27 protein-coding genes are annotated in these 22,345 nt (G+C 47.6%); 11 read left to right on the top strand and 16 right to left on the bottom strand.

All coding sequences use genetic code 11. From position 1 onward, the window contains the following. Window positions 1-203: 203 nt before the first annotated feature. From FBF61_RS35170 to FBF61_RS30165, 5 genes are all read right to left on the bottom strand, one after another. Entirely contained in the window at window positions 204-521 is a 318-nt protein-coding gene (locus FBF61_RS35170; RefSeq protein ID WP_229215285.1) for a hypothetical protein, read from the bottom strand. A gap of 27 nt (window positions 522-548) precedes the next feature. After that, window positions 549-851 (bottom strand): hypothetical protein, encoded by a 303-nt coding sequence (locus FBF61_RS35165; RefSeq protein WP_229215284.1) that lies wholly within the window; start codon window positions 849-851, stop codon window positions 549-551. A 252-nt stretch (window positions 852-1,103) separates the two neighbouring features. Next, the gene (locus FBF61_RS30175; RefSeq protein ID WP_138484585.1) at window positions 1,104-1,283 is read right to left on the bottom strand and encodes a hypothetical protein; all 180 of its coding nucleotides are present in this window, start codon (window positions 1,281-1,283) and stop codon (window positions 1,104-1,106) included. Window positions 1,284-1,921: 638 nt separating this feature from the next. Then, window positions 1,922-2,326, bottom strand: coding sequence for a response regulator (locus FBF61_RS30170; RefSeq protein WP_138484583.1), 405 nt, complete (start codon window positions 2,324-2,326; stop codon window positions 1,922-1,924). After that, window positions 2,319-4,226, bottom strand: coding sequence for a PAS domain S-box protein (locus FBF61_RS30165; RefSeq protein WP_138484581.1), 1,908 nt, complete (start codon window positions 4,224-4,226; stop codon window positions 2,319-2,321). The genes FBF61_RS30170 and FBF61_RS30165 overlap by 8 nt, the downstream gene beginning before the upstream one ends. Before the next feature lie 262 nt (window positions 4,227-4,488). On the opposite strand from FBF61_RS30165, the gene FBF61_RS30160 reads away from it, so the two are divergent. Continuing rightward, on the top strand, window positions 4,489-4,887 hold the full coding sequence (locus FBF61_RS30160; RefSeq protein WP_138484579.1) for a response regulator: 399 nt from the start codon (window positions 4,489-4,491) through the stop codon (window positions 4,885-4,887). Between the two features lie 44 nt (window positions 4,888-4,931). Here the strand turns inward: FBF61_RS30160 and FBF61_RS30155 are convergent, their stop codons facing one another. Beyond that, window positions 4,932-5,189: a YgaP-like transmembrane domain gene (locus FBF61_RS30155; RefSeq protein ID WP_138484577.1), complete on the bottom strand. Its 258-nt coding sequence runs from the start codon at window positions 5,187-5,189 to the stop codon at window positions 4,932-4,934. Between the two features lie 272 nt (window positions 5,190-5,461). Between FBF61_RS30155 and FBF61_RS30150 the strand changes: the two genes are divergently transcribed. Together FBF61_RS30150 and FBF61_RS30145 are read left to right on the top strand one after the other, a co-directional pair. Beyond that, a complete protein-coding gene (locus FBF61_RS30150; protein ID WP_138484575.1) occupies window positions 5,462-5,656 on the top strand; it encodes a hypothetical protein in 195 nt (64 codons plus the stop codon). A gap of 100 nt (window positions 5,657-5,756) precedes the next feature. Continuing rightward, the gene (locus FBF61_RS30145) at window positions 5,757-6,149 is read left to right on the top strand and encodes a response regulator (protein WP_138484573.1); all 393 of its coding nucleotides are present in this window, start codon (window positions 5,757-5,759) and stop codon (window positions 6,147-6,149) included. Here FBF61_RS30145 and FBF61_RS30140 read toward each other — a convergent pair. Next, complete coding sequence (locus FBF61_RS30140) at window positions 6,111-6,755, bottom strand: DsbA family protein (RefSeq protein ID WP_138484571.1); 645 nt, start codon at window positions 6,753-6,755, stop codon at window positions 6,111-6,113. The genes FBF61_RS30145 and FBF61_RS30140 overlap by 39 nt on opposite strands. A 170-nt stretch (window positions 6,756-6,925) precedes the next feature. On the opposite strand from FBF61_RS30140, the gene FBF61_RS30135 reads away from it, so the two are divergent. The 4 genes from FBF61_RS30135 (at window position 6,926) to FBF61_RS30120 (ending at window position 9,117) form a co-directional block, all read left to right on the top strand. After that, window positions 6,926-7,402 carry a low affinity iron permease family protein gene (locus FBF61_RS30135; RefSeq protein WP_138484569.1) on the top strand — a complete coding sequence of 159 codons (477 nt, stop codon included), beginning with the start codon at window positions 6,926-6,928 and terminating at the stop codon, window positions 7,400-7,402. Between the two features lie 158 nt (window positions 7,403-7,560). Further along, window positions 7,561-8,280 carry a YetF domain-containing protein gene (locus FBF61_RS30130; protein WP_138484567.1) on the top strand — a complete coding sequence of 240 codons (720 nt, stop codon included), beginning with the start codon at window positions 7,561-7,563 and terminating at the stop codon, window positions 8,278-8,280. Then, on the top strand, window positions 8,277-8,447 hold the full coding sequence (locus tag FBF61_RS30125; RefSeq protein WP_229215283.1) for a hypothetical protein: 171 nt from the start codon (window positions 8,277-8,279) through the stop codon (window positions 8,445-8,447). The genes FBF61_RS30130 and FBF61_RS30125 overlap by 4 nt, the downstream gene beginning before the upstream one ends. A gap of 91 nt (window positions 8,448-8,538) precedes the next feature. Further along, the gene (locus tag FBF61_RS30120) at window positions 8,539-9,117 is read left to right on the top strand and encodes a GlgX family protein (RefSeq protein ID WP_138484565.1); all 579 of its coding nucleotides are present in this window, start codon (window positions 8,539-8,541) and stop codon (window positions 9,115-9,117) included. Window positions 9,118-9,133: 16 nt separating this feature from the next. Here FBF61_RS30120 and FBF61_RS30115 read toward each other — a convergent pair whose 3' ends face one another. From FBF61_RS30115 to FBF61_RS30090, 6 genes are all read right to left on the bottom strand, one after another. Then, a complete protein-coding gene (locus FBF61_RS30115; RefSeq protein ID WP_138484563.1) occupies window positions 9,134-9,550 on the bottom strand; it encodes a response regulator in 417 nt (138 codons plus the stop codon). Continuing rightward, window positions 9,531-12,254 (bottom strand): ATP-binding protein, encoded by a 2,724-nt coding sequence (locus tag FBF61_RS30110; RefSeq protein ID WP_138484561.1) that lies wholly within the window; start codon window positions 12,252-12,254, stop codon window positions 9,531-9,533. The genes FBF61_RS30115 and FBF61_RS30110 overlap by 20 nt, the downstream gene beginning before the upstream one ends. Then, complete coding sequence (locus FBF61_RS30105; RefSeq protein WP_138484558.1) at window positions 12,148-13,653, bottom strand: sensor histidine kinase; 1,506 nt, start codon at window positions 13,651-13,653, stop codon at window positions 12,148-12,150. Before FBF61_RS30105 ends, FBF61_RS30110 begins: the two co-directional genes overlap by 107 nt. Window positions 13,654-13,831: 178 nt before the next feature. Then, window positions 13,832-14,371 (bottom strand): YciE/YciF ferroxidase family protein, encoded by a 540-nt coding sequence (locus FBF61_RS30100; protein ID WP_138484556.1) that lies wholly within the window; start codon window positions 14,369-14,371, stop codon window positions 13,832-13,834. A 629-nt stretch (window positions 14,372-15,000) separates the two neighbouring features. Beyond that, entirely contained in the window at window positions 15,001-15,390 is a 390-nt protein-coding gene (locus tag FBF61_RS30095; protein WP_138484554.1) for a response regulator, read from the bottom strand. 658 nt (window positions 15,391-16,048) lie between these two features. Beyond that, the gene (locus FBF61_RS30090) at window positions 16,049-16,303 is read right to left on the bottom strand and encodes a response regulator transcription factor (protein ID WP_138484552.1); all 255 of its coding nucleotides are present in this window, start codon (window positions 16,301-16,303) and stop codon (window positions 16,049-16,051) included. A 429-nt stretch (window positions 16,304-16,732) separates the two neighbouring features. Between FBF61_RS30090 and FBF61_RS30085 the strand changes: the two genes are divergently transcribed. From FBF61_RS30085 to FBF61_RS30075, 3 genes are all read left to right on the top strand, one after another. Next, on the top strand, window positions 16,733-17,452 hold the full coding sequence (locus FBF61_RS30085; RefSeq protein WP_138484550.1) for a DUF3891 family protein: 720 nt from the start codon (window positions 16,733-16,735) through the stop codon (window positions 17,450-17,452). Between the two features lie 179 nt (window positions 17,453-17,631). Then, window positions 17,632-18,786 (top strand): DUF748 domain-containing protein, encoded by a 1,155-nt coding sequence (locus tag FBF61_RS30080; protein ID WP_138484548.1) that lies wholly within the window; start codon window positions 17,632-17,634, stop codon window positions 18,784-18,786. A gap of 380 nt (window positions 18,787-19,166) precedes the next feature. Continuing rightward, window positions 19,167-19,430 (top strand): GlsB/YeaQ/YmgE family stress response membrane protein, encoded by a 264-nt coding sequence (locus tag FBF61_RS30075; RefSeq protein ID WP_138484546.1) that lies wholly within the window; start codon window positions 19,167-19,169, stop codon window positions 19,428-19,430. A 165-nt stretch (window positions 19,431-19,595) separates the two neighbouring features. On the opposite strand, the gene FBF61_RS30070 is transcribed toward FBF61_RS30075, so the two are convergent. Continuing rightward, window positions 19,596-20,135 carry a YciE/YciF ferroxidase family protein gene (locus FBF61_RS30070; RefSeq protein ID WP_166444652.1) on the bottom strand — a complete coding sequence of 180 codons (540 nt, stop codon included), beginning with the start codon at window positions 20,133-20,135 and terminating at the stop codon, window positions 19,596-19,598. Between the two features lie 131 nt (window positions 20,136-20,266). Here FBF61_RS30070 and FBF61_RS30065 point away from each other — a divergent pair, with 131 nt between their 5' ends. Beyond that, window positions 20,267-20,569: a hypothetical protein gene (locus FBF61_RS30065; RefSeq protein WP_138484543.1), complete on the top strand. Its 303-nt coding sequence runs from the start codon at window positions 20,267-20,269 to the stop codon at window positions 20,567-20,569. A gap of 427 nt (window positions 20,570-20,996) precedes the next feature. Here FBF61_RS30065 and FBF61_RS30060 read toward each other — a convergent pair whose 3' ends face one another. Beyond that, the gene (locus tag FBF61_RS30060) at window positions 20,997-21,875 is read right to left on the bottom strand and encodes a YsnF/AvaK domain-containing protein (protein WP_138484542.1); all 879 of its coding nucleotides are present in this window, start codon (window positions 21,873-21,875) and stop codon (window positions 20,997-20,999) included. A 43-nt stretch (window positions 21,876-21,918) separates the two neighbouring features. Further along, window positions 21,919-22,344 carry a YsnF/AvaK domain-containing protein gene (locus FBF61_RS30055; RefSeq protein WP_138484540.1) on the bottom strand — a complete coding sequence of 142 codons (426 nt, stop codon included), beginning with the start codon at window positions 22,342-22,344 and terminating at the stop codon, window positions 21,919-21,921. Between the last annotated feature and the right edge of the window lies 1 nt (window position 22,345).

Genomic DNA, 22,345 nt, shown 5'->3' with positions numbered 1-22,345 from the left:
TGCCATTGTATATGTCATAATATTGTTTCCTAAGCAAACACCAATCCATACATGTGGCTAAACTGCAAGAAAGTGGCCAAGCAATTTACGGGCTGGCTGTTCCCAAGTTGCTTTTGCCGTTCAGTCATTTAAACCTGACATATGGGTACCAATTAGTGCTTCTATTTCCTTTTCCCCGAGGTACTGGGCTCACTTACTTCCGGCTAAACGTAATAGGCGCGTATCGATTTGGAGGCGGCATTTTCTCCGTATTGGTAATAAGCATTGATAGTCGCTAAATACCAGCTACGGGCGAATTCCAACCGGCCACCGTTAGTAATGCGGTGATAGTACGCGTTCTGCTCGGAACTTCGTTGAAACACATCCATTGTGATGGTCGTGAGTGTGATGGTATTTGTGAGCTTGTGTTTGAAGTGGTGGACAAACAGGTATTTATAGGTGTGCGAAGCAACCGGCGAATAGGCCTGGTTAAATGCCTTGCCATATGGATGGGTAAATGTTATCGTTAAATCGGTTTCCAATTTTCTTTATACAAGAATCGGATCCCTTCATGCGCGCGGCTTTGCTGATAAAGCCTGCCTGCCTATCCTGGCAGAAATATATTTGGTGATTTTGGGCTCCGCGTACAGCTCGAAAAAGTTAACACCGCATACTTTCGAAAACTGCCCAGGCGCTGTCCATACGTGGATTTCCTGAGCTGAGCCGTGCCAACGCAGCCAACCTGTTTTGTAGGTAATGCTAAGCCGGTTACGCTGTGTGACATACATTTCAGGCATCACCGTGTCCGCAGGCGTCCACATAAAATTATCCCGATATTCGGCCCGTGGCCTGGCTTCAAAATCAATTGTCATTTCTCGACGCAAAGTGTCCACTGGCTGCGCAAATGATAAATCCGGTTGCATGGCCTGAAACCAGCATCGCCACAAAGCAGAGAATGTAATATTTGTATGATCGTCGAAGCACGTTATGTAATAAGTTGTTTAGTTTATCTGCGCAAATTTTGTTTGCAAGGCAAAGGACTGAACTTATTACACTATCTATATAGTAAGCAGAGTATTGTAATTTGTGGGAAAATACTAGTCCAGCGACAAGCTAACCGAAACTTACTTTCGGTTCTTCTTGCGTTTGAAAACTTCAATCGCATATCTAAGGCCGGTAGCCAGCGCATATGTTTCATCTTCGCCGTCTTGCAAAAGGGCTTTGGCAATCTCCACAGCCTTTTGGCGGACTGTCTCTGGCTGATTCCAAAAAGAGGACGGGTATCCATTACTTGTCCAAGGCATCCTGTGCAATTTTAATTATGAACTATAATTTCGAGCCCAATCAGCTACATCATTTCACAATTTAGCGAGCATTAAACCGCGATGGCTTCCGGCCACAAGATGACCTGATTGAATTCTTTCTACATCTGCATTTCCCTTTCCAGCAAGATTTTATACATATTGCCCACGAATCCTCAACCACCAGACAAATTACTCAACGGTTAGAGCATGCTAAAAGAGGTATGCCCAGGATGATCATGGAACAAATTTCGATTTACGATCTGATTGCAATGTATGACTGCGTAAGCCACAAACTTGGCGGCATCAAAATCAACGATGTACAAATAACTTGGAATCAGTGGTTACAGAGCGCGACCCTATGTGATGTAGATCAAATCGTCCAATACATGCTCGACCCTGTGACCAGAATGATTCACGTAGAGTTTCCTGGTTTTGATTCTCCACTCAGTTTGTCTTAACCCTTTGGTAATTTAATTCCAGCTGAACAAGCAGAACCGCCATCCGAAGCCGGATGGCCGTTGGATAATACATCCTCTATACGATTGGATAACTCACCTTACAAATTCACATTATTACGCCAAATTCCCGCGTTCGCAGGACTGATAGCAATTGCTTACCTGCCATTAACACCGATTGATCTAGTCTTTCACCAGCTCATCCTTTACCAACTCGTAAACCCTGCTGACAAAACTATCATAGTCTATAAACACATCGGGCTTCAACAAGAATTCACGGGCACCCATGCGCTGGCATTTCTCGCGCGTGGCCGGGATAAAAGAAGTTGAAGTCGCAATCACCTGGATTTGCGGGTAATGTGCCGCCACTTCGCAGATCACATCATATCCGTTTTTTCCTGGCATATTAAGGTCCGTAACGATTAGCTGCGGTAGCACTTGCGGCGCATTTGCCAGCCAGTCGAACAACTGGTCACCATTGCCGAATTCGCCTATAAGCTCGAAGGTGCCTGCACCGCCAAATGATTGTACCATAAAAAAGCGTTCGTCCTCGTCATTTTCAACGATCGCCACTTTAATCTTATTCATGGGATTCAACATTGCTTGAACCATTCAAAGGTAGGATAATTTGAAAACTTGCGCCCTGGTCGGGTTGGGATTCGGCCCATATTTTTCCCTTATGGCGCTCAACAACTTTTTTACAAATCGAAAGGCCGATGCCTGTGCCAGGATATTGACTGGGGAAATGCAGCCTTCGAAATACACCAAACACTTTTTCAAGTTGGCCTTCCGGAATGCCGATCCCGTTGTCAGCAACCTGGATGCGGATCTGGTCGCCTTCGTACCAAGAGCATATTGTTACAGTAGGGCTAGGGGCTTCGTTAAATTTGAGCGCGTTGCTGATCAGGTTTTGAAACAGTTGGATAATCTGGACCTGATCTGCTAGCAGATCATCGGCACTGATTTCAGTACGTATGGTGCCATTGCTTTGCCGGATAGCTTCCTGCAAATTCTGCTGGACCTGGGCTATAATTCCGCTTAGGCTGAGCGCCTGATATTTGAGGTCCGTCTTGCTCACCTGGGTATAGTTGAGCAAATTGTCGATCAGCTCTTGCATGCGCTGCGTTCCCCGAATGCCTTTGTCCACACTTACAAGGGCCTGTTGCAAATTGCTTTGTCTAAGTTGCTGGTCAGCCAGGCGTAGAAAGCTTTTAATGGTTCTTACAGGTTCCTTCAAATCATGTGAGACAACGGCGGTAAACTCTTCAAGCTCCCGGTTGACGGCGGTCAGTTGGCGGTTTGTACTCCAAAGGTCTTGCACAAGCTGCCGGTATTTATTAGAGCTCTCCTGGAGCTTTTGCTCCGCCATCTTTCGCTCGGTCAGATCACGCGTCACTTTTGAAAAACCGGTAAGCCGGTGATCCTGGTCATAAACGGCCGTAATGACGATACTAGCCCAGAAGGGGCTCCCGTCTTTTCGAAGGCGCCAGCCTTCTTCCTCATATTTCCCGGTCGCACGGGCGATCCGCAATTCCCGCGGGGGCTTGCCACTTACGATGTCTTCTTCCGGGTAAAAGATAGAGAAGTATTTTCCAATCACCTCGTCGGCAGTATATCCTTTGATGCGCTTGGCACCCTCATTCCAGCTCACGATCCGCCCTTTTGTATCGAGCATAAAAATGCCATAGTCGGCAACCTGCTCGACGAGTGACCGGTACCGTGCCTCGCTATTTCGTAGATGGGCTTCTGATTGAAGGCGATCCGTTAAATCCCTTGTTACTTTCGAGAATCCTACAAACTTGTTTTGCTCGTTAAAAAGCGCGGTCATCACCACACTAGCCCAGAACAGTGATCCCCCTTTTTTAACACGCCACCCCTCTTCAAGGTAGGTCCCGGTGGCTCTGGCAATTTCCAGCCCCCGTTCAGGTTTTTTATCCAGTAAATCATCTGCGGTGTAAAACATCGAAAAATGCCGGCCCAGGACCTCGCTTTCAATGTACCCCTGGATCAATGTACCACCTTCGTTCCAGGTCAAAATGTGCCCTTCAGGGTCAAGCATAAAGATGGAATAGTCCCTGACTGCTTCCACCATCAAACGGTACTGCTCCTGGCTTTGCAACAGTTGCAGCTCGATCTGCTTCCGCTCTGTCACATCGCGTAGCAAAACCAGAAACCCAGAGTGCACGCTTTCATTAAAAATGGCCGTATATGTGGCCTCACACCAAAAGCGAGTGCCGTCCTTCTTACTCTTCCAACCTTCGACTATTAGTTTTTTTTCTTGGAGTGCCCGATCGAGCTCGTACTGGTATTTGATGCTATCCAAATCCGCTCCGCCCAACAAGCTGAACGGCTGGTGCTCCAATTCAGTAAACAAGTAGCCACTGATCTTGCTTGCAGCGGTATTGCAATTCAGGATTTTACCGGTCGGATCAAGGATTAGAAAACCTTCGCCAAGCTGCTCGAAAGCGGTTTCATGCGTTATGGGCATTGTAGGATTTTAATGTGTAGTGAATTTGTAACAATTGTAGACTATGTGTTCAAGACGCTGGTCAGCATATTTCAAACCACAATTTTGGTAAAATTTTTCAGATTGAAATACGGGAAGCACCCTGCGGAATAGCTGCGGACCGTAGGAATTGTGCCCAAGCGCGGTCAGCAACGGTTTTCTGCCAACAGCGAGACATTCGTCATTGGTTCTGGTCTAATTCTTTTGCCAACAAGCTAACTAGACTCACTATAATTTCCCTGGTATGACAAAAGCGCTATGCTGCATCTTGATTGATGATGACACCGATGAACATGAACTGTTCGGGATGGCCATCGCCGATACCACTCACGAGGTATCTTGCCGTTATTTTCATTGGTGCGAGCAAGCAATTCATTTTTTGACACAGCGCGGCGTAACCGCACCAGATTTCATCTTCGTAGACTTGCTCCTGGCGCATGCCAGCGGCCAGGACTGCCTCACTAACCTGCTTAAACTGCCAGCGCTTCAAGCTGCCAAAATTTATGTCTACTCAGGGATGCAACAGGACGAATCTGAAAAGTATATTAAAAGCTTGCAGGTAGCGGGGTTTCTGCAAAAGCAGCCTTCTGTGAAGCTGCTCTCAGAAGCGTTGCAAGCCCTGTTTGAAAAGGCCAATCCGTAGTCACCGCTGTTGAAACCGTACTCAGACCGGCCCTTTCCAAGTTATCAGGCAATCAAGCTATTACGCCCTATTGCCTTGTTGACAGGGCAAATGCCCGTCGTGGCCCGGGTGAAAAGAAAACCACTAGCTGCGGTAAGGCCATTACCAAGCAGCGTATTTTTCTTTTTTACGGCATAAACGGCCAGCAGCGCCGCGGCAACGCCCGAAATGATGCGCTCGGTCTTGCCCAGATTTTGATTTTTAGCTGCAAGCTGGGTTACCTCTTGCGCTTTCTCTTTGATCTTCTCAGTTGTAGTTTGCATGGTGTTTTGTAAAAGTTCTAGGCTGCTTTATCAATAACCATACCACCGGGCGATGCAGGCATGCATCATAGGGGCTCGGATACAAGCAGGGCAACGGTAATCAAAAATCGCCGGATCCGTTGCATTATACCCCAAATTGGCTTATTTTAGGATGAAAAAAAGTTAAATTCATCGTTAGAATCAACCTTTTTTCAGTGGCATAGAAGTGGTGACCCATCCCCTACCAAGCAGTGGTAGCAAGTGTGCTTTTTTTAACCTAACCTTCAAGCCTTATGAACATCATAACTTTAACTCATGGCAAATCAGCCCGGAAAATATTGGTCGACAAAGAGCAAATTCTGGCGCTGGACTCAGTGACCGACTCTATCACGCGGATCTATATGCGAGGTGGACTTTTTCGCGATGTTACCGGGTCTGTCAATACCATCAAAAGGCTTGTACAACGAATCTCATCCAATGGAGCGTAATGATCCTGCATTCGTACACTGAGTGCCAGCTTACCCGCTTACCTATGAGCGTATATAATGCGGCGATGAGCCGTATATTTGTATACTAAGTTTACCCTGCATGGACCTCTCCGATAAAATTTTACTGATTGACGACGACGATGATGACCGCTTCCTGATCGGTGAAGCATTTAAGTTGACTGGCTTTGATATCCAGATAACCGAAGCTACCACCGGAAACGATGGCATTGAAATGATCCGGTCTTTAAAGCCCCTACCCTCTTTGATCGTAGTCGACATGAACATGCCCGGCATGGGCGGCATAGAAACAATCCAGCAGATTCGTCTCTTGCAATCTACTGTACCTGTCGTCTTGCTGACAACATCGTTGACCAGCCAGCTGGCTAATGACGCGATCAACCAAGGTGCCAACGGAAGCTTTAACAAACCTATCCAGTTCGAGGATATGTGTAGTTTAGCGCACCAGCTTTGCAGGCGATTTTTGCAAAATTGACCATTCTGATAGCCCCGTAACCCTATTTTTGATACGCTCATTTTTCAGGCCAGGCATCAAGCGATCCAATGCCTGTGCCAGTTGATCATAAGTTCTTTTCCCTTCCAGTTTAATCCCTTTGCCCTGGTGTGTAAACGTAACTGTTGGCAAAGTGTGAATCCGGTTGATGTGACATTTTTTTAGGTCTTCGCCAAGCGAACGGGCTGCTTCTTTGCTGGTAAGCCCGGTAACAAAGCGGCTATAATCCAAAACGCTTGGATTTTTCTGCGCCAGGCTACGGGCAATCAGTACCATCTGATTCATAGAAGACAAATCCTTGCCTTCATCGAAAATAGCTTCCCCGAGCCGGGCCAGATAGACGCCGGCCGCACGCGCCGACTGTAAAGCCGCCGCTTTAACCGACAACGTCAGCTGAGAATATTTGGCAATGTTTGCCGATGTGTCGCCCCCGGGAAGCTGTCCTATACAAATCTTGAATTGGGCCAGGCCTTGGTAGTCAGCACAGAATTGAAGCCAATCCTGATGCATTTGCCTGCTTGTAGCGCATAAGGGATGCGTATAAAAAATCGCCTTGATGCCCACCGGTTTTTGGGAAAAGATGTCCATAGTGGCTTAGATGTAACAATGTATTTTTAATACTTCAAGCTTTTTCTCACATTCAAAAACTGTTCCTGTGCAGCACTTTGCTGCATTCGGTTCCATTGCCGCAGGCCAAAGCCTATTGCCCGGGCATAAATTTAGCTTCATACGCAAGAAAGACTTTTCTCCATTTCACTATGAAAGACAAACTCAACCGCATCTTCGAGCAAATGGCTAATCTGGTGACATGCTGGGCAGGTAGCTCGGCCGCATTTTTGACCGCGTTTATTGTTGTACTTATCTGGGCCGCCACAGGCCCTGTCTTCGGTTATTCTGAAACCTGGCAACTGGTGATCAATACCGGCACCACTATCGTTACGTTTCTGATGGTATTTATCATTCAGAAATCCCAGAATAAAGAATCCAAAGCGATCCAGCTGAAACTCAATGAGCTGATCGCCGCCAGCCGCTTTGCCAGCAACCGGATGGTTGATATCGAGGATTTGACTGAAGATGAGCTTAATGTGCTGCATAAATTCTATAAGCGGCTTTCAGACCAGTCCGAACTTGACCAGGATATTCATAAATCCCACTCTATTGACGCGGCCGAAGACCTTCAAAAAGAAAAAGAACAGGTCAGGGCGCAAAGAAACATTGACCCAGACCCGAGCTAGTGGGTGGTGCCGGTAAAGAGATTCACCACTAAAACGCCAAACCCTAAGTTTGGCGTTTTGCGTGTTTGCGCACCCGTAACGGTTTCGTATCTCAAAGAGCAAATACAGGGCCCTGGCACGGCATTTTACAGCAGCGGCGCCAACTAGAAATTTGCTCAATGAGAAAACAAGATATAGCTGCTGGCGACTTTTACAGGATACTTTTTGGGGAAACACCGGAGATCTTTTTACTGGAAGTGTTGCTGCGCACACTTTTCATGTATGTGGCTCTTCTGGTCGTGGTCAGACTAATGGGGAAACGCATGGGTGGCCAGCTGACAATTTCAGAGCTGGCGGTGATGGTCACCCTTGGCGCAATTGTTTCACCTGGCATGCAAATGCCGCAAACCGGGCTGCTGTTGTGTCTGGTAATTCTGTTGTGTGCCTTGATCTTTCAAAGGGGCACTAACTGGTTAGAATTTCGCTTCCGCAAATTTGAAGAGTTAAGCCAGGGAAAGAATACAACGCTAATCGAAGACGGTGTCCTGCAACTCGCCCAGATGCAAAAGACCAAAGTATCCAGGCAACAGATTTTCGCGGTCTTACGCAGCAAACATATTTACAATCTTGGTCAGGTTGAGCGCCTCTACCTGGAAGCCTGCGGATTGTTCAGCGTATATACCCGGTCGGAGCCGGCTGCCGGCTTACTGTTATTCCCACCATCCGATCAAAGCGTCAACACTTTCGGACAGCAATCTGCGGCCGGCATGTCCGCTTGCGCCAACTGCGGCAAAACGGCTGAGCGCACGCCAGGTCCCGGCGGCTGCCCTATCTGTGGCGCCCACCAGTGGGGACAGGCAAGTATTGCCATCCAGGAAAAACAGAACCGGGCATCATGAAGAAAGAAGATATTCACTTTGGCGACTGGCTCCGGATGTTTGCCGGGGATGTGCCACCCGGCTTTTACTGGGAGGTTGTGCTCAGGATCGCCATTATTTATCTGTTATTGATGGTCTCCATGCGTTTGATAGGAAAACGGATGGCCTCCCAGCTAAGCCGACGGTGATGACAGTAACCACTCATGGAACTGCGGCGTAGAAGGGCCAACGGATGATCCCGTCATCGCCGCATTCCGGGACAAACAAAAACGGAATCTATTGACCACCCTACTTCTTTCCCAAGGAGTACCCATGCTATTGGCAGGGGACGAACTGGGCCGCACCCAACAGGGTAACAACAATGCATACTGCCAGGATAACCCGGTATCCTGGGTTGATTGGGCACAGAAAGATCAAGAGCTCCTGGCATTTACAAAGCACTTGATCAGCTTCGTCAAAAGCCACGCTTCCTTTCAGCGCAGACGCTGGTTCCAGGACCTTCCCGTGGATGGTTCTTTGGACGAAGACATCATCTGGCTGGGACCAGACGGCCAGAGAATACCGCAGGACCAATGGGAAACAGTTGCCACGAAATCTTTTGGGGTGTTTTTGAATGGGCTGGGCATCCGCTGCGTGGGAGAGCAAGGCGAAAAAATCTTTGATGACGGCTTTTACATCATCTTCAATACCTCTGATCAGCCCGTTGAATTCAAACTTCCCGCCCAGCAGTGCGGCTCAGGTTGGCAACTTGTCATTGACAGCGCGGCTGGTCTTACGCGCCAGGCGATCCCCCACATGACCCAGGCAGCAGCCTGCTTGTGGCGGCCTGGTCTATCAAGGTATTACAATGTCCGCTAGAAAATATTTGATCAACCTAACTACCGGTAAAGCCGGCGGGCAGCTCGCCACCATGAAAGTAATCGATAATTGCCCTTAAGTGCGCTTTCAAAGATTCATAGCTGGAACGCTTGGTCATAAGCCCGGCGGCACCCATCTGCTGCGCGGTTAGCTTTTCCTTTTCATGGGCAGATGTCGAAAACATGACAACGGGAACTGAGCTGAGCGCTGGATCCTGTTTGAGCAGCGTCAGACAGTCCCATCCGCTGACGATCGGCATATTGATGTCCAGGAATATGATGTCTGGTAAACTTGTCGTCATAGCATTTAGCTTTTCCAGCGCATTGCTCGCCGACCAAGCAGTTTCAACAATAATTGATGAGCCAATGTCATAGACCGCTTCGCCAAAAATCTCGCGATCATCTGAGTCATCATCAATAAGCATAATTTTCATCTGTAAGAGAGTGTCTAGGTTGTTTTAAAGGAAGGGTTATGATGAAGGTTGTACCGGCATCAATCGCACTTTCTACCTTAATGCTTCCATGGTGGCGCTCGACGATTTTCCTACAAAGAGACAGGCCGAGCCCGGTACCTTCATAGTCATCTTTGGCGTTTAAGCGTGCAAATGGTTCAAAAATATGGCTGGCATACTGTTGGTCAAACCCTATTCCGTTGTCGGCTACCGTCAGTTGAATACCACCGGCCGGTAGCGATGAATAGTCAACTAATATAACGGGTGGGACTTGGGCTTTTGAGAATTTGAGCGAGTTATTTACCAGATTGTAAAACAATTGATATAACAACACAGGCCAGCCCTCAACAACGGGAAGTCGAGCTGATGAAATTGTAGCCTCTTTCTGATTGATCAGTATTTCAAGGTCTGTTTCGATGCCTGTGAGCAGCTCATTCAGATCAACTGGTTGCGGCTGGTCCTGTCTGGCATTCAACGAGGAGTACAAAAGCACACCATCGATCATAGCAAACATCCGGTCGGTCGATTGCTGGATCTTGCCCAAAAAACCTAGTGCTTTCTCTGGGAGTATACTGGCGTACTCTGTTTGCAGACGGCCGCTGAACAGTTTGATTTTTCTGACCGGTTCTTTCAAATCATGACTGGTGACGTGGGCGAACTGTTGCAGATCTTGGTTAGACCTTTGCAGTTCGATTGTCCGCTGATCGACTTGCAAGCTCAGCTGCTGGGAGAACTCTTTTTGCTCTGTGATATCCTGGACAACACCCAGAAGGGTGAGCGGACTGCTGTTGACATCGTAAATAACCTTACCCTTGATTTTCACCCAGCGCACAGTGCCTTCGCCCGCATTGATACGCGCTTCGTAATCGAGCGCTCCGGTTTGCTGCGCCTTTGCATGTGCTTGTTGCCGGACCTGGCGATCACTTTCGTGGATGCGTTCTGCAAGCTCAGCGCGGCTGACACCATCTGCCACTCCCCAAATTTGGTTAAACCGTGGTGAAGTGTGCATTTTGTCAGTGGCCAGATCAATCTCGTAGGTCCCAAGGTCTGCCGACTCGATAGCCAGGCGGGCTTTCTCTTCGGCATCTTCGATCTTTTGGCGGGCCCTGACCTGATCTGTTATTTCTATGGCTACCGCGGTGATGCCGGAAATCGTCCCGTCATTTTCCCTTAAAGCTTGATAGACGAAGTTAACATATGCCTTCTCCAAATTTCCATTTCGCAAAAGGGTGATAGGCCGCTCGAAAGCAGCATACCGCTCCCCGGTAGTGTAAACATTTAATAATATATCTTCGAAACCTTGCCCTTTGATTTCCGGCAGTCCTTCAAAAATAGATTTGCCCAAGACCTGATCTTGGGTCTTGCCCCAAAAAGCCAGCATTTGGGTGTTGGCCGTTTCGACCACAAATTCCTGCCCACGGAAAATGCACATCGGTACTGGCGCCTGGGTGATGATGCTTCTCAGCCTTTGTTCGCTTTCCCTGATGGCGTGCTGTGCAAGCACCTGAGTGGTCACATCGACGGCAAAATTGATTACCCCCTGAATATTACCTCGTAAATCATACCAGGGCTGATAAGTCAGGTTGAAAAAGTGCCGCTCTTCCTTGCCATCTTTGTTGATGAATGTGACAGGCATCTCTTGCTTGGCAATCGTTACACCGGTGTGAAACACCCTGTCAAGCATCTCTATTATACCCTGGCTCTCCACCTCAGGGAGCGCATCTACCAGCTTTTGCCCGGTAAAGTCCACTTCTCCGAAAATGAGCCTGTTTTGTGGGTGAAAAACCTCATAGACATGCTCGCGCCCTTTGAAGACGTTGATAATTGCAGGTGCTTGCAAAAACAACTGGTAGAACTGCTTCTCGGTGTCAAGCCGGATTTTAATGATACGGATCAGGTTTTCTACCCGCACCAGCAGCTCCTTGGCAGAGAATGGCTTGACCAGATAGTCATCAGCTCCCGATTTCAGCCCCTCTACTTTCGCCTCATCCCCTGCCCTGGCCGAAAGCAGGATAATGGGGACCGACCGCAGCGCCGCATGCGAACGAACAGCCGCAACAAAGCCAAACCCGTCCAGTCCCGGCATCATAACATCGGAAATCACCAGCTCGGGCTTTCGGTCCAGCATCTGCAACATCGCCTTGTTACCGTCTGTGGCGGTGACGACTTCGAACTTTTCGGAAAGCAGCCTTTGGATATATTCAAGCATATCGCTGTTGTCGTCTGTTATCAGAACAGTTGGCCGGTCGCCAGCTTGCTTGGCCGAGACAGCAACAGCGTTCGCATGTGAGCTCTGATCACCAGCAGCCAGCGCGAGCGCCTCGATGCTATACGCATTTTCCGATGGCGTAATCCCAGTTGAAATCTCACTGACAATATTCTCCTGGGGCAGGTGGTCTTTGCCGGCCGGAAACGAAACCAAGAACGTAGTCCCTTGGCCGGCCTCACTTGTAACGCTTATTTCCCCTTTGTGCAGTCGCACCAGCTCTTTAACCAATGCCAGCCCGATTCCTGTACCCTCCTGGCTACGCCCACTGGCTTCTATTCTATGAAACCGCTCAAACAACCGGTCCAGTTGATCATGGGGTATCCCACACCCGGTATCGCTCACCGCTACTTCGATTGAATTGCCGACTTGCGTTGACCTGAATGGCGATACGGCCATGTTGGGTAAACTTGAATGCATTGGAGATCAAGTTCAGGATTATCTTTTCCCACATGTCAACATCAACATACACATCCGATTCAACCGGGGAAATGGAAATATCAAGTACCAATCCAGCAGTCTCGATAGCGGATCGAAAGGTGCTGGCAAGGTCCCGCGTCAAGGCGCCAATGTCCACCCGGGTGAAGTTAGCCTGCACCCGGCCTGCTTCGATCCGGGAAAATTCGAGCAGGTTGTTGACCAGCTTCTGCATCCTGAGTGCATTTCGGTAGACCGTTTCCAGCTGTTTTCCGGCTAAACCCTTGATCGAAGCGTTGGCCATAAGCTCTTCCACCGGTCCGAGCAGCAAAGTCAGAGGCGTCCTGAATTCATGGCTGATGTTGGTAAAAAAAGTGGTCTTTGCCTGATCGAGCTGCATGAGCTCCTCCGATCTTTTTCTCTCAAATTCCAAGGCTTCAATGTTTTGGGCTACCGTAGAAACCGCGCCGGCAACACTTTCCAAAAAGATTTTGTAATCCTGATCGTAGCGTAACCTGGGGCTCAAAAGGCAAAACATAAAGCCGTTGATCATGCCTGCACTATCTCTGATTGGCACCAAAACTGCTTCGGTTACCGGCTCTGGCCAAAACCCTGGGGGAATAAAAGATAAGTATTCGCATGGCTCAGTAAGATAAACGCAGCCAGCAGTAGCTGTTAACTCGGAAACAGGAAGGGCTTTTAGCAGCAGCCCTTGTGACGGAAGCGCAACGGTCGATGCCACTGCAACCGGTGCTGTATTACCCTCGAGCTTGTAGAGCACGCAGAACGGAATGTCCTGGGGATATTTTTTGATGAACTCTGCCGCCAGTTCAAAAGCATTCGAAGCGTTAGCGGCCTGGGCAAGTTGTATGGGAAGCTCCTTCAACAAAGTGGTGCGCCGCTCGCTGATCACCCGGTAAGTCGTTTCAATCACGGCATTAAACACGCCTTCTACCCTGCCCTTCTCTCCATAAATGGGTGTAAAAGTAAAGTCGAAGTAGCATTCTTCGGTATACCCGTGCCGTCTCATCGGAAGTAAGGCGTCTTTGGCGCCGCCTGGCTGTCCTGAAAACGCTTTCTCGAATTGGGGCTGGATCTCATTCCAGATTTCCGGCCAAACTTCTTTGGCAGAAAGCCCCAAGGCCGCCGGATGCTTGTGGCCGGGGATAGATTTCCATGCGTCATTATAAAGCAGGTGAAGGTCCTTGCCCCAATAGATGGCAATCGGAAAATTGGAATTCAGGCAAATACTTAATGCCGAGCGTAAACTTCGTGGCCACCAGTCAACAGCGCCAAGCGGCGTGCGTGACCAATCAAATCCTCGGATCAGCTCCCCGAGCTCTGCCCCACCGGATAGAAAACCAAAATCCTTATTTGTATGATCTGATAAAGCGCTACCCATTTATACCTACTTGTTTGAAGCTAATTTAGAAAATAAACCAAGACAAACCCTCAGGCGAATGAGTGTCAGTGAATGGTTGGCTATCCGCAAATAATGTTTTGCTAACGCGTTTGGTGAGAATAAAAAAAGCTGACAGAACTTACCTGCCAGCTTTCGCTCTCTCCACAACCACTAACACTTATTCTGTCGCTGCCTGCTCGTTGACATAAGTCTCGGCAAGCTCTGTCAGCAGGTGGTCTGTCTCCCCTTCCTGGTCTAATGTCTGTTGCAGCAAAGTCGCGGCCTGTTCGTAGCCAAGCGTCCGTGCAATGTTGCGGAGCGTGCCGTAAGAGCCAATTTCATAGTGCTCTACTTTCTGGGCAGCCATGATCAACCCGCAGTCGCGGACCATCGTGCCTTTTTCGGTGCTTTCCAATATCTCTTCCGCTTCCGCGATCAGGCCTTCCATTGCTTCGCATTTTTTTGCCTGCGCCTTTTCACCGATGATCTCAAAGACCTGCTCGACAGTGGCCACATGGCCTTCGGTTTGGCTGGCGTGAAGCTCGAACGCTGATTTAAGCTCGTCCGAGGTCGCATTCTTGGATAGTTTGGTCAACGCCTTAACGAGGTTCTTCTCAGCCCAGTAAATGTCTTTAAGCCCATCTACTAAAAGTTCTTTCAGTTTCTCTCCGTCTTGCGGGGTAATTTTCTTTTTTGCACGTGTGGTTTTTGTAGCCATGGTATGTGATTGTTGATTTTGGCCGCTTTTATGTCAAAATCGTGCCAGCTCTAATGTTGTAGGAAGATAGTGGCCGGGTATAATTGTTGAGAAGGGCTTGGCCAAATTAAAATCCAGCAAAATGTACTTAATGCAAATATTTATTCCCACCACTGATCATCAGCGCCAGCAGTATGACCGGCAGCAATTCACAAGTCTAAAACAGGAATTGACTGACAAGTTCACAGGGGTAACTATCTATGCGCGCGCACCAGCACACGGGTTGTGGAAGCCTGGCCCCGGAGTTGTCCAAACAGACAACGTAGTCATTTATGAAGTCTTGACCCCGTACATCGACCTGTCTTATTGGAATGAGTTGAAGTCAAGGCTGGAAAACGTGCTCGGGCAGCAGCAGATCTTGATGCGGTATTTTAGTGTCTCAATAGTCTAGCAAATTCTGATCAATGTACAGACGATGATCTGGTAAGCAGATCCTAATAATCGATGGCCAAACTTAGCCATCGATTATAATTACTCAACGTTATGCGCTTTCACTAAACAGCAGCGCATCATACAATGTAGTGGTATATCCAAGATTTTACAAACTTGGTGGCATTCTGGCGGCTTGAAGAAAGTAGCGAGTCCGCTTTTCATTCCAGAAACAGGCGCTTGATATCGGCAGCAATCAGAAGGAAACCGTCCGGATCAACTGGTTTGGAGTAGAATGCGTCTGCTCCTGCCTGATAGGCAAGGTCCAGGTTGAACCGGTTACTGGAAAAAAGCACGACGGGCACATTACTTAAATCATTCGTTGTTTTCAGCCTGGCAAGCACGTCGATTCCATCAAAACAAGGCATGATCATATCGACGATAAATATTTTAGGGATTACCACTATTTCAGAAATCAGGCTCAACAATTCTTTCGCGCCCGGCACCTGAATAACCGGGTTTTGATTAAAAAGTACTTTACTAAACGCCTCTGCCATCATCACACTATCATCCTGATCATCGTCAGCAATTACTATCGGGCTGTTTTCCATCGTTGAGATTCGTTTATGATAATATTGTATATAGGTGGTAATTGTCCGTAATTTCTGTCACTCGCGATTGTGCAGACGCATATTCCGTCAGAGCTAAAAAGATTAAGCCAATGTAGCCAAAATAAGAATTTCAGGCTACTAAAGCTGGGTATGAGATCTTGTTTACTCGTTAAAGTGATAATGCCAACCCGTTTACAGTTCGAGGCGAGCCTCTGCTATGGTCAAGATCGTATACTTGGCCCCTTTGACTCCATCACCTGACCAGTGATGACCTCACCGACCAGCAAACCAAAGTTCTGCTTTTGTGAATCATCAAAGAAGGGCGCAAGGATATAAGCGGGCATATCCAAAGAGATGAGCTATGGCGTCCCTGATTGAGGCGCTGCACCGAGCTTAGGCATATGTGTTGACCAGTCATATCGCGCTTCACGTTGAAACCACTTGGCCGCGCTTCGCAGGCCGGAAGCGCATATTTCAATATGACAACTTTTGTCTCTTCCGAATGTTGGCTGTTTGATCGCGCCAGAAATGAAACTCTGTTCATTACCGCCACTGGTAACGTGATAACGATCGCTATCATGGTAGCGGTAACCGGTTTGCTGTATGATTTAGAAAAACTTTCTAGCTCTACAACCGTGCGTAAGCCCCCAGACGATGCTTAGCCGGTTCTATGCGAACGCGGCAAAAGCGCTGTTACTACATGCGCCTTTAATCTGCTGTCCATATAAGTGTCACCTCGCATGACAGCGTCGATTGCAACGAAATGTTCATCGGCAGAAGCGTCTATTGACAGAAAACCGTTGATACCTAGTTTTAGTAAATCAAGGGCTACGTCTTCCATCTGGAGCAAACGACCGTACAATAGCAGCGGGGTACGCCCGGAAACAAAGCGGATGTCAGAGATTAGCTCCATGTTAATGTCTTTTACATCCACGTTGACATAGATTACTAAGGAAGCATGATGCAAAATCAATGATTCAACTGCAAATCTGGAATCTACGACCCGGACACTAACTTTGGCAAAGTGCCTTGTAACTAAGGCTCTCAGCGTGTTTTGCGCAATTGTGCTTCCATCGATAATCAATACCTCTCCCATCTGAGCTGCGTTGCTGGCATCACTGCATCAATTAGCATACCAGTTACTCGTCCGCTAAGTCATATAGACCTGCTATCGTACTTAACAATGAAAAGATTGAGCGGAAAGCCAAGCCTTTGCACTGGCAGAATTATTTTGCTATGTGTTGCTGGCAATCTTTCTACCGCAGAAAGAGGGCCCGGAATGAGAACCCGGGACGGCCCAGACAAAGGGGCTGGCAAATAAGCGGCAACAATTTACTTTACCATGATTGTAAACTATACCGAGAATGGCTGGTCCATTATCACCCAGCAGTCACATGGCCTGTTGGCTGCACAGATTTGTGGGCGTTGGAAAAAAGACCGCCAGCCACAGCGCTGGATCGAGACACTTATTGCCACCGCGGAGCATGACGACGGTAAGGACGAGCTGGCCCGACCCGAGCTGATTCATAAAAACGGCGGCCCAAAGAATTTTAAAATGGAGCCTTTCGATAAGGGGTACTGTGAGCAATTACTGAACAAGGCCATGGCGAAAGGGCGCTATATCGGGATATTAGTCTCAATGCATATCCGGTTCCTCTATGGTGCAGATCCTCACGCAAAGGCCTACTGCTCTTCGCTGGCAAAGCAAGAACAAAGCTGGATTAAACAGGCTAATACGACCACAGGCCAAGTTAAAGCCAGCTACGAGCTGCTGGAATTTTGTGACGCATTTTCCCTTCTCATCTGTCAGCAGCTGGCCCAGCCCGAAGGGCGGAGCATGGAAATAAGCAATGGGCCGGACGGCACCGCCTACCAGCTCAGCATGTCAGATGACGGCCATCTGATTGTCAGTCCGTGGCCGTTTGAAGAGAAATCTTTTGCGGTCAATTACGAAAGCCGGACAATTCCGGAGCTTACTTTCAAAAGCAGCGATGCATTTCGTCGGAAGTTTGAAAAGACAGTGCCCGTAGGCCACCAGTTAATCATCTGTGAAGAGCATTAAATGTTCGATATATGCAGCGCAGTAATCAAAAAATCAAGCGCTGCTTACACAGTATAGATAAAAGGCAGAATACGACCCAAACTCATAAAACGGCATAACGAGGCAGAGTCGCTGCGTGAAACTTAACTTTGGCATCCTTTTTGACGTATCAAGGCAATTCAAACGGGAACTGCCTTGATATGTCTACTTCGAAGAAAAGAAAAGTTATCTGGATCATTACTGGTTTGCTATTGCTGATCATCGCTTTCCGAATAGCATTACCCTACATCGTCTTACACTATGCTAACAAAAGCTTGGCCGAAATGAAAGGTTATTATGGGCACGTCCAGGACATCGACCTGGCATTGATCCGAGGCGCTTACCGGGTTGATAGTATTTATCTTAACAAATCCGATACCGTTTCAGGCAAGCAGACGCCCTTCTTTGCCTGTTCAGCGATAGATCTTTCGATCGAATGGAAAGCTTTATTTAAAGGATCGATCGTTGGGGAGGTTACTTTTGAGAAACCATTGGTCGTTTTTACAAAAGACAAGGTGGAGCCCAAACAGATTGCAAAAGACTCGGCCGACTTCAAAAAAGTCCTTGACGATTTTATGCCATTAAGTATTAACCGCTGTGAGGTCAAAGGTGGCGTAGTTCGCTTCAAAGACACCAGCACTACTCCCAAGGTTGATATTCAAATGGATAACCTGCACGTGCTCGCGCAAAACTTGCGTAACAGCTATGATTCGACAACCTTGCTACCCGCAACGGTAAATGCTTCTGCTCAGGTTTACGAAGGTACACTGACTTTGGACGCAAAACTCAATCCGCTCGCCGACAACCCTACCTTCGATATGAGTGCAGAACTAAAAAACACAAACCTTGTCAAGCTCAATGACTTTTTTCAGGCATACGCAAAGATAGATGTTAACAAAGGCCGTTTCGGACTCTACACCGAAGTGGCTGCAAAAAACAACCGCTTTGCAGGATATGTTAAACCATTGATCAAAGACCTGGATATCTTAGGCAAAGAAGACCGGAAGGACAATCTATTTCAGAAGCTTTGGGAAGCAGTCGCCGGTGGCGTCGGCCAATTGCTTCGAAACCATCCCAAAGACCAGGTAGCTACAAAAATCCCCTTCGAAGGCAAGCTTGATGATCCACAGACCAACATCTGGTATGCGTTAAGCCATATTCTTCAGAATGCATTTATTCATGCCATACAGCCAACCATTGATGGTGAGATTAGCATTGCCTCTGTAGATAATCCCAAAGAGGAAAAGAAAACCTTTTTACAGAAAATTTTCTCGAAGGATACAAAAGACAAGAAAGATGAAAAAAGCAAAAAGTGATATTGGCTGCCTGTCCGAACACTATTAAGATCCCAGATTAATCCAACATAGAAAGAATGGTAGCGTTCCCGCGCTGCCTTTCGTTAGTGTAATATGCTAACAAACCGGTTTTGAATATATTGCCAATTCTTGTAAAAGACTGTAATCCATGTCATTATAAAGTAATGTCAGGCTATTTCAGGGCAATACCGCTTGTTGTATAAGTTATCTTATGTTAAATAGAAATTATTGATACCTAGTCTACTCTGTCAATTCGATCGCAAGCTTAAAATCTGCGTTTCTGTCCATCCAACTTTGGGATGCTGGAATATATTTCTAAATCCGTTTGTATTACAAGGCATAGTTTTTGATTGCTTCCAAGAAACAATCGAACACTACACATGGGAATTATCACGTGGATTATTATCGGCCTGATTGCAGGGGCAATCGCCAAGGCAATCCATCCAGGGAAGGATCCAGGAGGGTTTATCGTTACAATTATTATCGGAATTGTCGGCGCCATCGTTGGAGGCTGGATTTCATCATTGCTGGGTTATGGAACTGTGGACGGCTTTAACTTTGGTAGTCTTTTTGTAGCTGTATTAGGTTCGGTGCTACTTCTGTTCATTTACAGAAAGTTTGCTACGGGACAGAATCGGTCGTAAAAGTTTACCATATCTACCATTTTAATAAAAGCGTCACCACCACTACGCTGGGGACGCTTTTGTCCACTCTTTCTAGCAATTTCCCCTCTCAATAGAAACAATTCAAATATAAAAAGAGCTGGCAGAGTCCTACCAGCTCTTCACTTCACCACAATTCATTACTACTTATTCGCTCGCAGCTTGCTCATTGACGTAGGTCTCAGCGAGCTCCGTCAAAAGATGGTCTGTTTCACCTTCCTGATCCAAGGTCTGTTGCAGTAAGGTAGCTGCCTGCTCATAGCCAAGTGTCCTGGCAATATTGCGAAGTGTACCGTAGGAGCCAATTTCATAGTGCTCGACTTTCTGGGCAGCCATAATCAGTCCGCAGTCACGTACCATCGTTCCTTTTTCGGTGCTTTCGATAATTTCGTCTGCCTCGGCGATCAAGCCCTCCATCGCGACGCATTTCTTGGCCTGCGCTTTCTCTCCGACAATCTCAAAGACCTGCTCCACGGCGGCCACATGGCCTTCGGTTTGGATTGCATGCAGCTCGAAGGCTGATTTCAATTCTTCAGAGGTCGCGTTCTTTGAAAGTTTATTTAGTGCTTTAACCAGGTTTTTTTCCGCCCAGTAAATATCTTTTAGTCCGTCGACAAATAGCTCTTTTAGTTTCTCGCCATCCTGGGGGGTAATTTGCTTTTTGGTTCTTGTGGATTCAGTTGCCATGATATGATGAAAGTTTAATGATGGAGCTAACATGCTTCAAAACCGTGCCAATATTTCTGCACAAGGAAAGCGTTACCGGCACGATTTCTTTCCAGTCGATGGTCGATCAGAATTAACCGCTTATGTATTTGATGCAAATATTCATTCCGACCGCAGGCCAGGATGGCAGCAAGTTTGCTGAGCAGCCGTTCACGGATTTGAAACAGGAACTAACCGGCTTTTTCGGCGGCGTCACCATTTACGCCCGCGGTCCAGTGAAGGGTATATGGAAACCATCTCCCGGCCAGGAAGAAACCGATGATATGATCATTTATGAAGTACTTGTCCAACATCCGGACATGTCGTATTGGTCTTCATTGAAAGGTAGGCTTGAACGCACGTTCGGTCAACAAGAAATACTGATGCGTTATTTCAACATCGAAGTCGTTAAATGAGCTACAATTTTCCAGGCCGATCATACCTAATTATCAAAATCGATCGCCCAAAGGACCATCGATTCCAAGGCTAAAACACTTTTCTCCTTTCAGCTGAATTTTTGGATGTCAGCCGTAACCTGTTCGATTTCTTTTTTCGTCCCACTTATGCGCAGGATCTCGCCATACACTGATGCCGTAATAAAGGAACCGTTAGCATTTAGCCTTTTTATCACTTTTCCGATTTCTAGTTTCTGAGATTCTGTTAGCAGCAACTCGGCGGTCATGTTTATATGGTTCAGTGGTTACCAGTTGATAGTACTTAATACAATTTAAGGTTTTTCAACTACAAGTTCGATGAACTATATTTCCCATTCGAGCTTCCGATCAAATACGCTACGCAGAGCCATAAAAAAGCCCTCGCAAATGCGAGGGCTCTGTTTTTATTTTATAGATCAAGTCCTGACCGTCGAAGTCTTTCTTCGTCTGTCAGATCCTGCACATCGACCTGAGTGTTTCTGAGCGTATCATGAATAACCTCTTCGTGCTGCTCAACAGTCTTGTTTAGACTGACCTCTTCAACTACCCGCGCCTGCTTGCTGACTACCGGGATTTCCGCAGTTTCCGTCATTTCAATCGTTCCTTCTACGAAAGTATCCAGTTCTCCCTGGGCTGCTACACGGTCAACCGGCGTACGCGTAACGGTAACCTGTTCCTGCCGCAGGCGAATACTCTCTTGGACGGGGCGTTCCACGATTCTACTTCTGAGCCGAACGCCTCCCGTTTGGACTTGTTGCTTGCCCACCAACAGCTCTTCTTCAATAACCGGCAGAGATGCACTCCGCTCGCCAGCATCGTAGTCATTGTCAGCGAACGGGGCCTGGTCGGTGAATGCAGTTGAATCCTCTGTCAGTGCCGGATCAGCAACCGGTACCGAGCCTGTTGCGACTGCGGTATACGGTTGGTTACCAGTGGGAAAGCCGGTAAAGCTCTCATCGTTTACGTCCACTGCACCGAATTGGTCAAGAATTTCAGCCGCTGCCTGTGCTTCGGCTGCATCCAGTGCATGCACCGTTACGATCGTCCCTCTTCTACCTGCGTCGGTATACCGGCTGGTTTCTTTCTCATCTCCGTCGAAAAGATCCCTGAAAAAGTTACCTATCCGGTCTGAAACATCGCGATCATCGGAAACCTGGTTGTCCTCTGACTTGTAGGATGCTGTTTTGATATCAACATTGCCGTCGGCATAGCCATTTGCGAGTAAATAATTCTGCGCCTCTTGCGCGTCGCTCTCGTATTCGAAAATCCCTACAACTGTATTTGCCATGATTACTTTCAAATTTGGTTTTTGTGTAATTGGCAGCCCCTTGCTAAATATCCGTGCCGGGGACGTCCCTGCTAACGGTCACTTGTTCCTTTCGCAGTGTATGGGATACAATATTTTCGTAGTGGCTCGACTGCCTGGTGACGTGCAGCTCCTCAACAAGCATCAATTTCTTTTCAACTACTAACACTTCTTTGATCACCGAAATGATCGTCACCTCGCCCTCTTGTCTTACGGCTGGGGGAGCCGTTTCCACATATTGGTTGATAAGCTTGCGCTCCACGGACACATTTGCGTGGGTCACACCGGCATCCACCGACACAGTTTCCTCTGTGACGTGCTTCGAAATAATCACTTTACCTGTCTCAACTCCCGTCTTGCCTGTCACCAGAATTTCTTCGATGACAGGCAAGATCAGCTTTTGCTTGCCTGTGGGGCTCTCCCCACCGGATTTCGACTCTGGTTCAGTCATC

Source organism: Dyadobacter bucti (assembly GCF_005869225.1).
GTDB lineage: Bacteria > Bacteroidota > Bacteroidia > Cytophagales > Spirosomataceae > Dyadobacter > Dyadobacter bucti.
The sequence above is the reverse complement of the archived record's forward strand: the minus strand, read 5'-3'. Positions and strand labels throughout refer to the sequence as shown.

Coding starts and splice junctions, on each gene's coding strand:
- FBF61_RS35165 (WP_229215284.1), bottom strand. CDS start 851: ATGACAATTGATTTTGAAGCCAGGCCACGGGCCGAATATCGGGATAAT.
- FBF61_RS30175 (WP_138484585.1), bottom strand. CDS start 1,283: ATGCCTTGGACAAGTAATGGATACCCGTCCTCTTTTTGGAATCAGCCA.
- FBF61_RS30170 (WP_138484583.1), bottom strand. CDS start 2,326: ATGAATAAGATTAAAGTGGCGATCGTTGAAAATGACGAGGACGAACGC.
- FBF61_RS30165 (WP_138484581.1), bottom strand. CDS start 4,226: ATGCCCATAACGCATGAAACCGCTTTCGAGCAGCTTGGCGAAGGTTTT.
- FBF61_RS30160 (WP_138484579.1), top strand. CDS start 4,489: ATGACAAAAGCGCTATGCTGCATCTTGATTGATGATGACACCGATGAA.
- FBF61_RS30155 (WP_138484577.1), bottom strand. CDS start 5,189: ATGCAAACTACAACTGAGAAGATCAAAGAGAAAGCGCAAGAGGTAACC.
- FBF61_RS30150 (WP_138484575.1), top strand. CDS start 5,462: ATGAACATCATAACTTTAACTCATGGCAAATCAGCCCGGAAAATATTG.
- FBF61_RS30145 (WP_138484573.1), top strand. CDS start 5,757: ATGGACCTCTCCGATAAAATTTTACTGATTGACGACGACGATGATGAC.
- FBF61_RS30140 (WP_138484571.1), bottom strand. CDS start 6,755: ATGGACATCTTTTCCCAAAAACCGGTGGGCATCAAGGCGATTTTTTAT.
- FBF61_RS30135 (WP_138484569.1), top strand. CDS start 6,926: ATGAAAGACAAACTCAACCGCATCTTCGAGCAAATGGCTAATCTGGTG.
- FBF61_RS30130 (WP_138484567.1), top strand. CDS start 7,561: ATGAGAAAACAAGATATAGCTGCTGGCGACTTTTACAGGATACTTTTT.
- FBF61_RS30125 (WP_229215283.1), top strand. CDS start 8,277: ATGAAGAAAGAAGATATTCACTTTGGCGACTGGCTCCGGATGTTTGCC.
- FBF61_RS30115 (WP_138484563.1), bottom strand. CDS start 9,550: ATGAAAATTATGCTTATTGATGATGACTCAGATGATCGCGAGATTTTT.
- FBF61_RS30110 (WP_138484561.1), bottom strand. CDS start 12,254: ATGCATTCAAGTTTACCCAACATGGCCGTATCGCCATTCAGGTCAACG.
- FBF61_RS30105 (WP_138484558.1), bottom strand. CDS start 13,653: ATGGGTAGCGCTTTATCAGATCATACAAATAAGGATTTTGGTTTTCTA.
- FBF61_RS30100 (WP_138484556.1), bottom strand. CDS start 14,371: ATGGCTACAAAAACCACACGTGCAAAAAAGAAAATTACCCCGCAAGAC.
- FBF61_RS30095 (WP_138484554.1), bottom strand. CDS start 15,390: ATGGAAAACAGCCCGATAGTAATTGCTGACGATGATCAGGATGATAGT.
- FBF61_RS30090 (WP_138484552.1), bottom strand. CDS start 16,303: ATGGAGCTAATCTCTGACATCCGCTTTGTTTCCGGGCGTACCCCGCTG.
- FBF61_RS30085 (WP_138484550.1), top strand. CDS start 16,733: ATGATTGTAAACTATACCGAGAATGGCTGGTCCATTATCACCCAGCAG.
- FBF61_RS30080 (WP_138484548.1), top strand. CDS start 17,632: ATGTCTACTTCGAAGAAAAGAAAAGTTATCTGGATCATTACTGGTTTG.
- FBF61_RS30075 (WP_138484546.1), top strand. CDS start 19,167: ATGGGAATTATCACGTGGATTATTATCGGCCTGATTGCAGGGGCAATC.
- FBF61_RS30070 (WP_166444652.1), bottom strand. CDS start 20,135: ATGGCAACTGAATCCACAAGAACCAAAAAGCAAATTACCCCCCAGGAT.
- FBF61_RS30065 (WP_138484543.1), top strand. CDS start 20,267: ATGCAAATATTCATTCCGACCGCAGGCCAGGATGGCAGCAAGTTTGCT.
- FBF61_RS30060 (WP_138484542.1), bottom strand. CDS start 21,875: ATGGCAAATACAGTTGTAGGGATTTTCGAATACGAGAGCGACGCGCAA.
- FBF61_RS30055 (WP_138484540.1), bottom strand. CDS start 22,344: ATGACTGAACCAGAGTCGAAATCCGGTGGGGAGAGCCCCACAGGCAAG.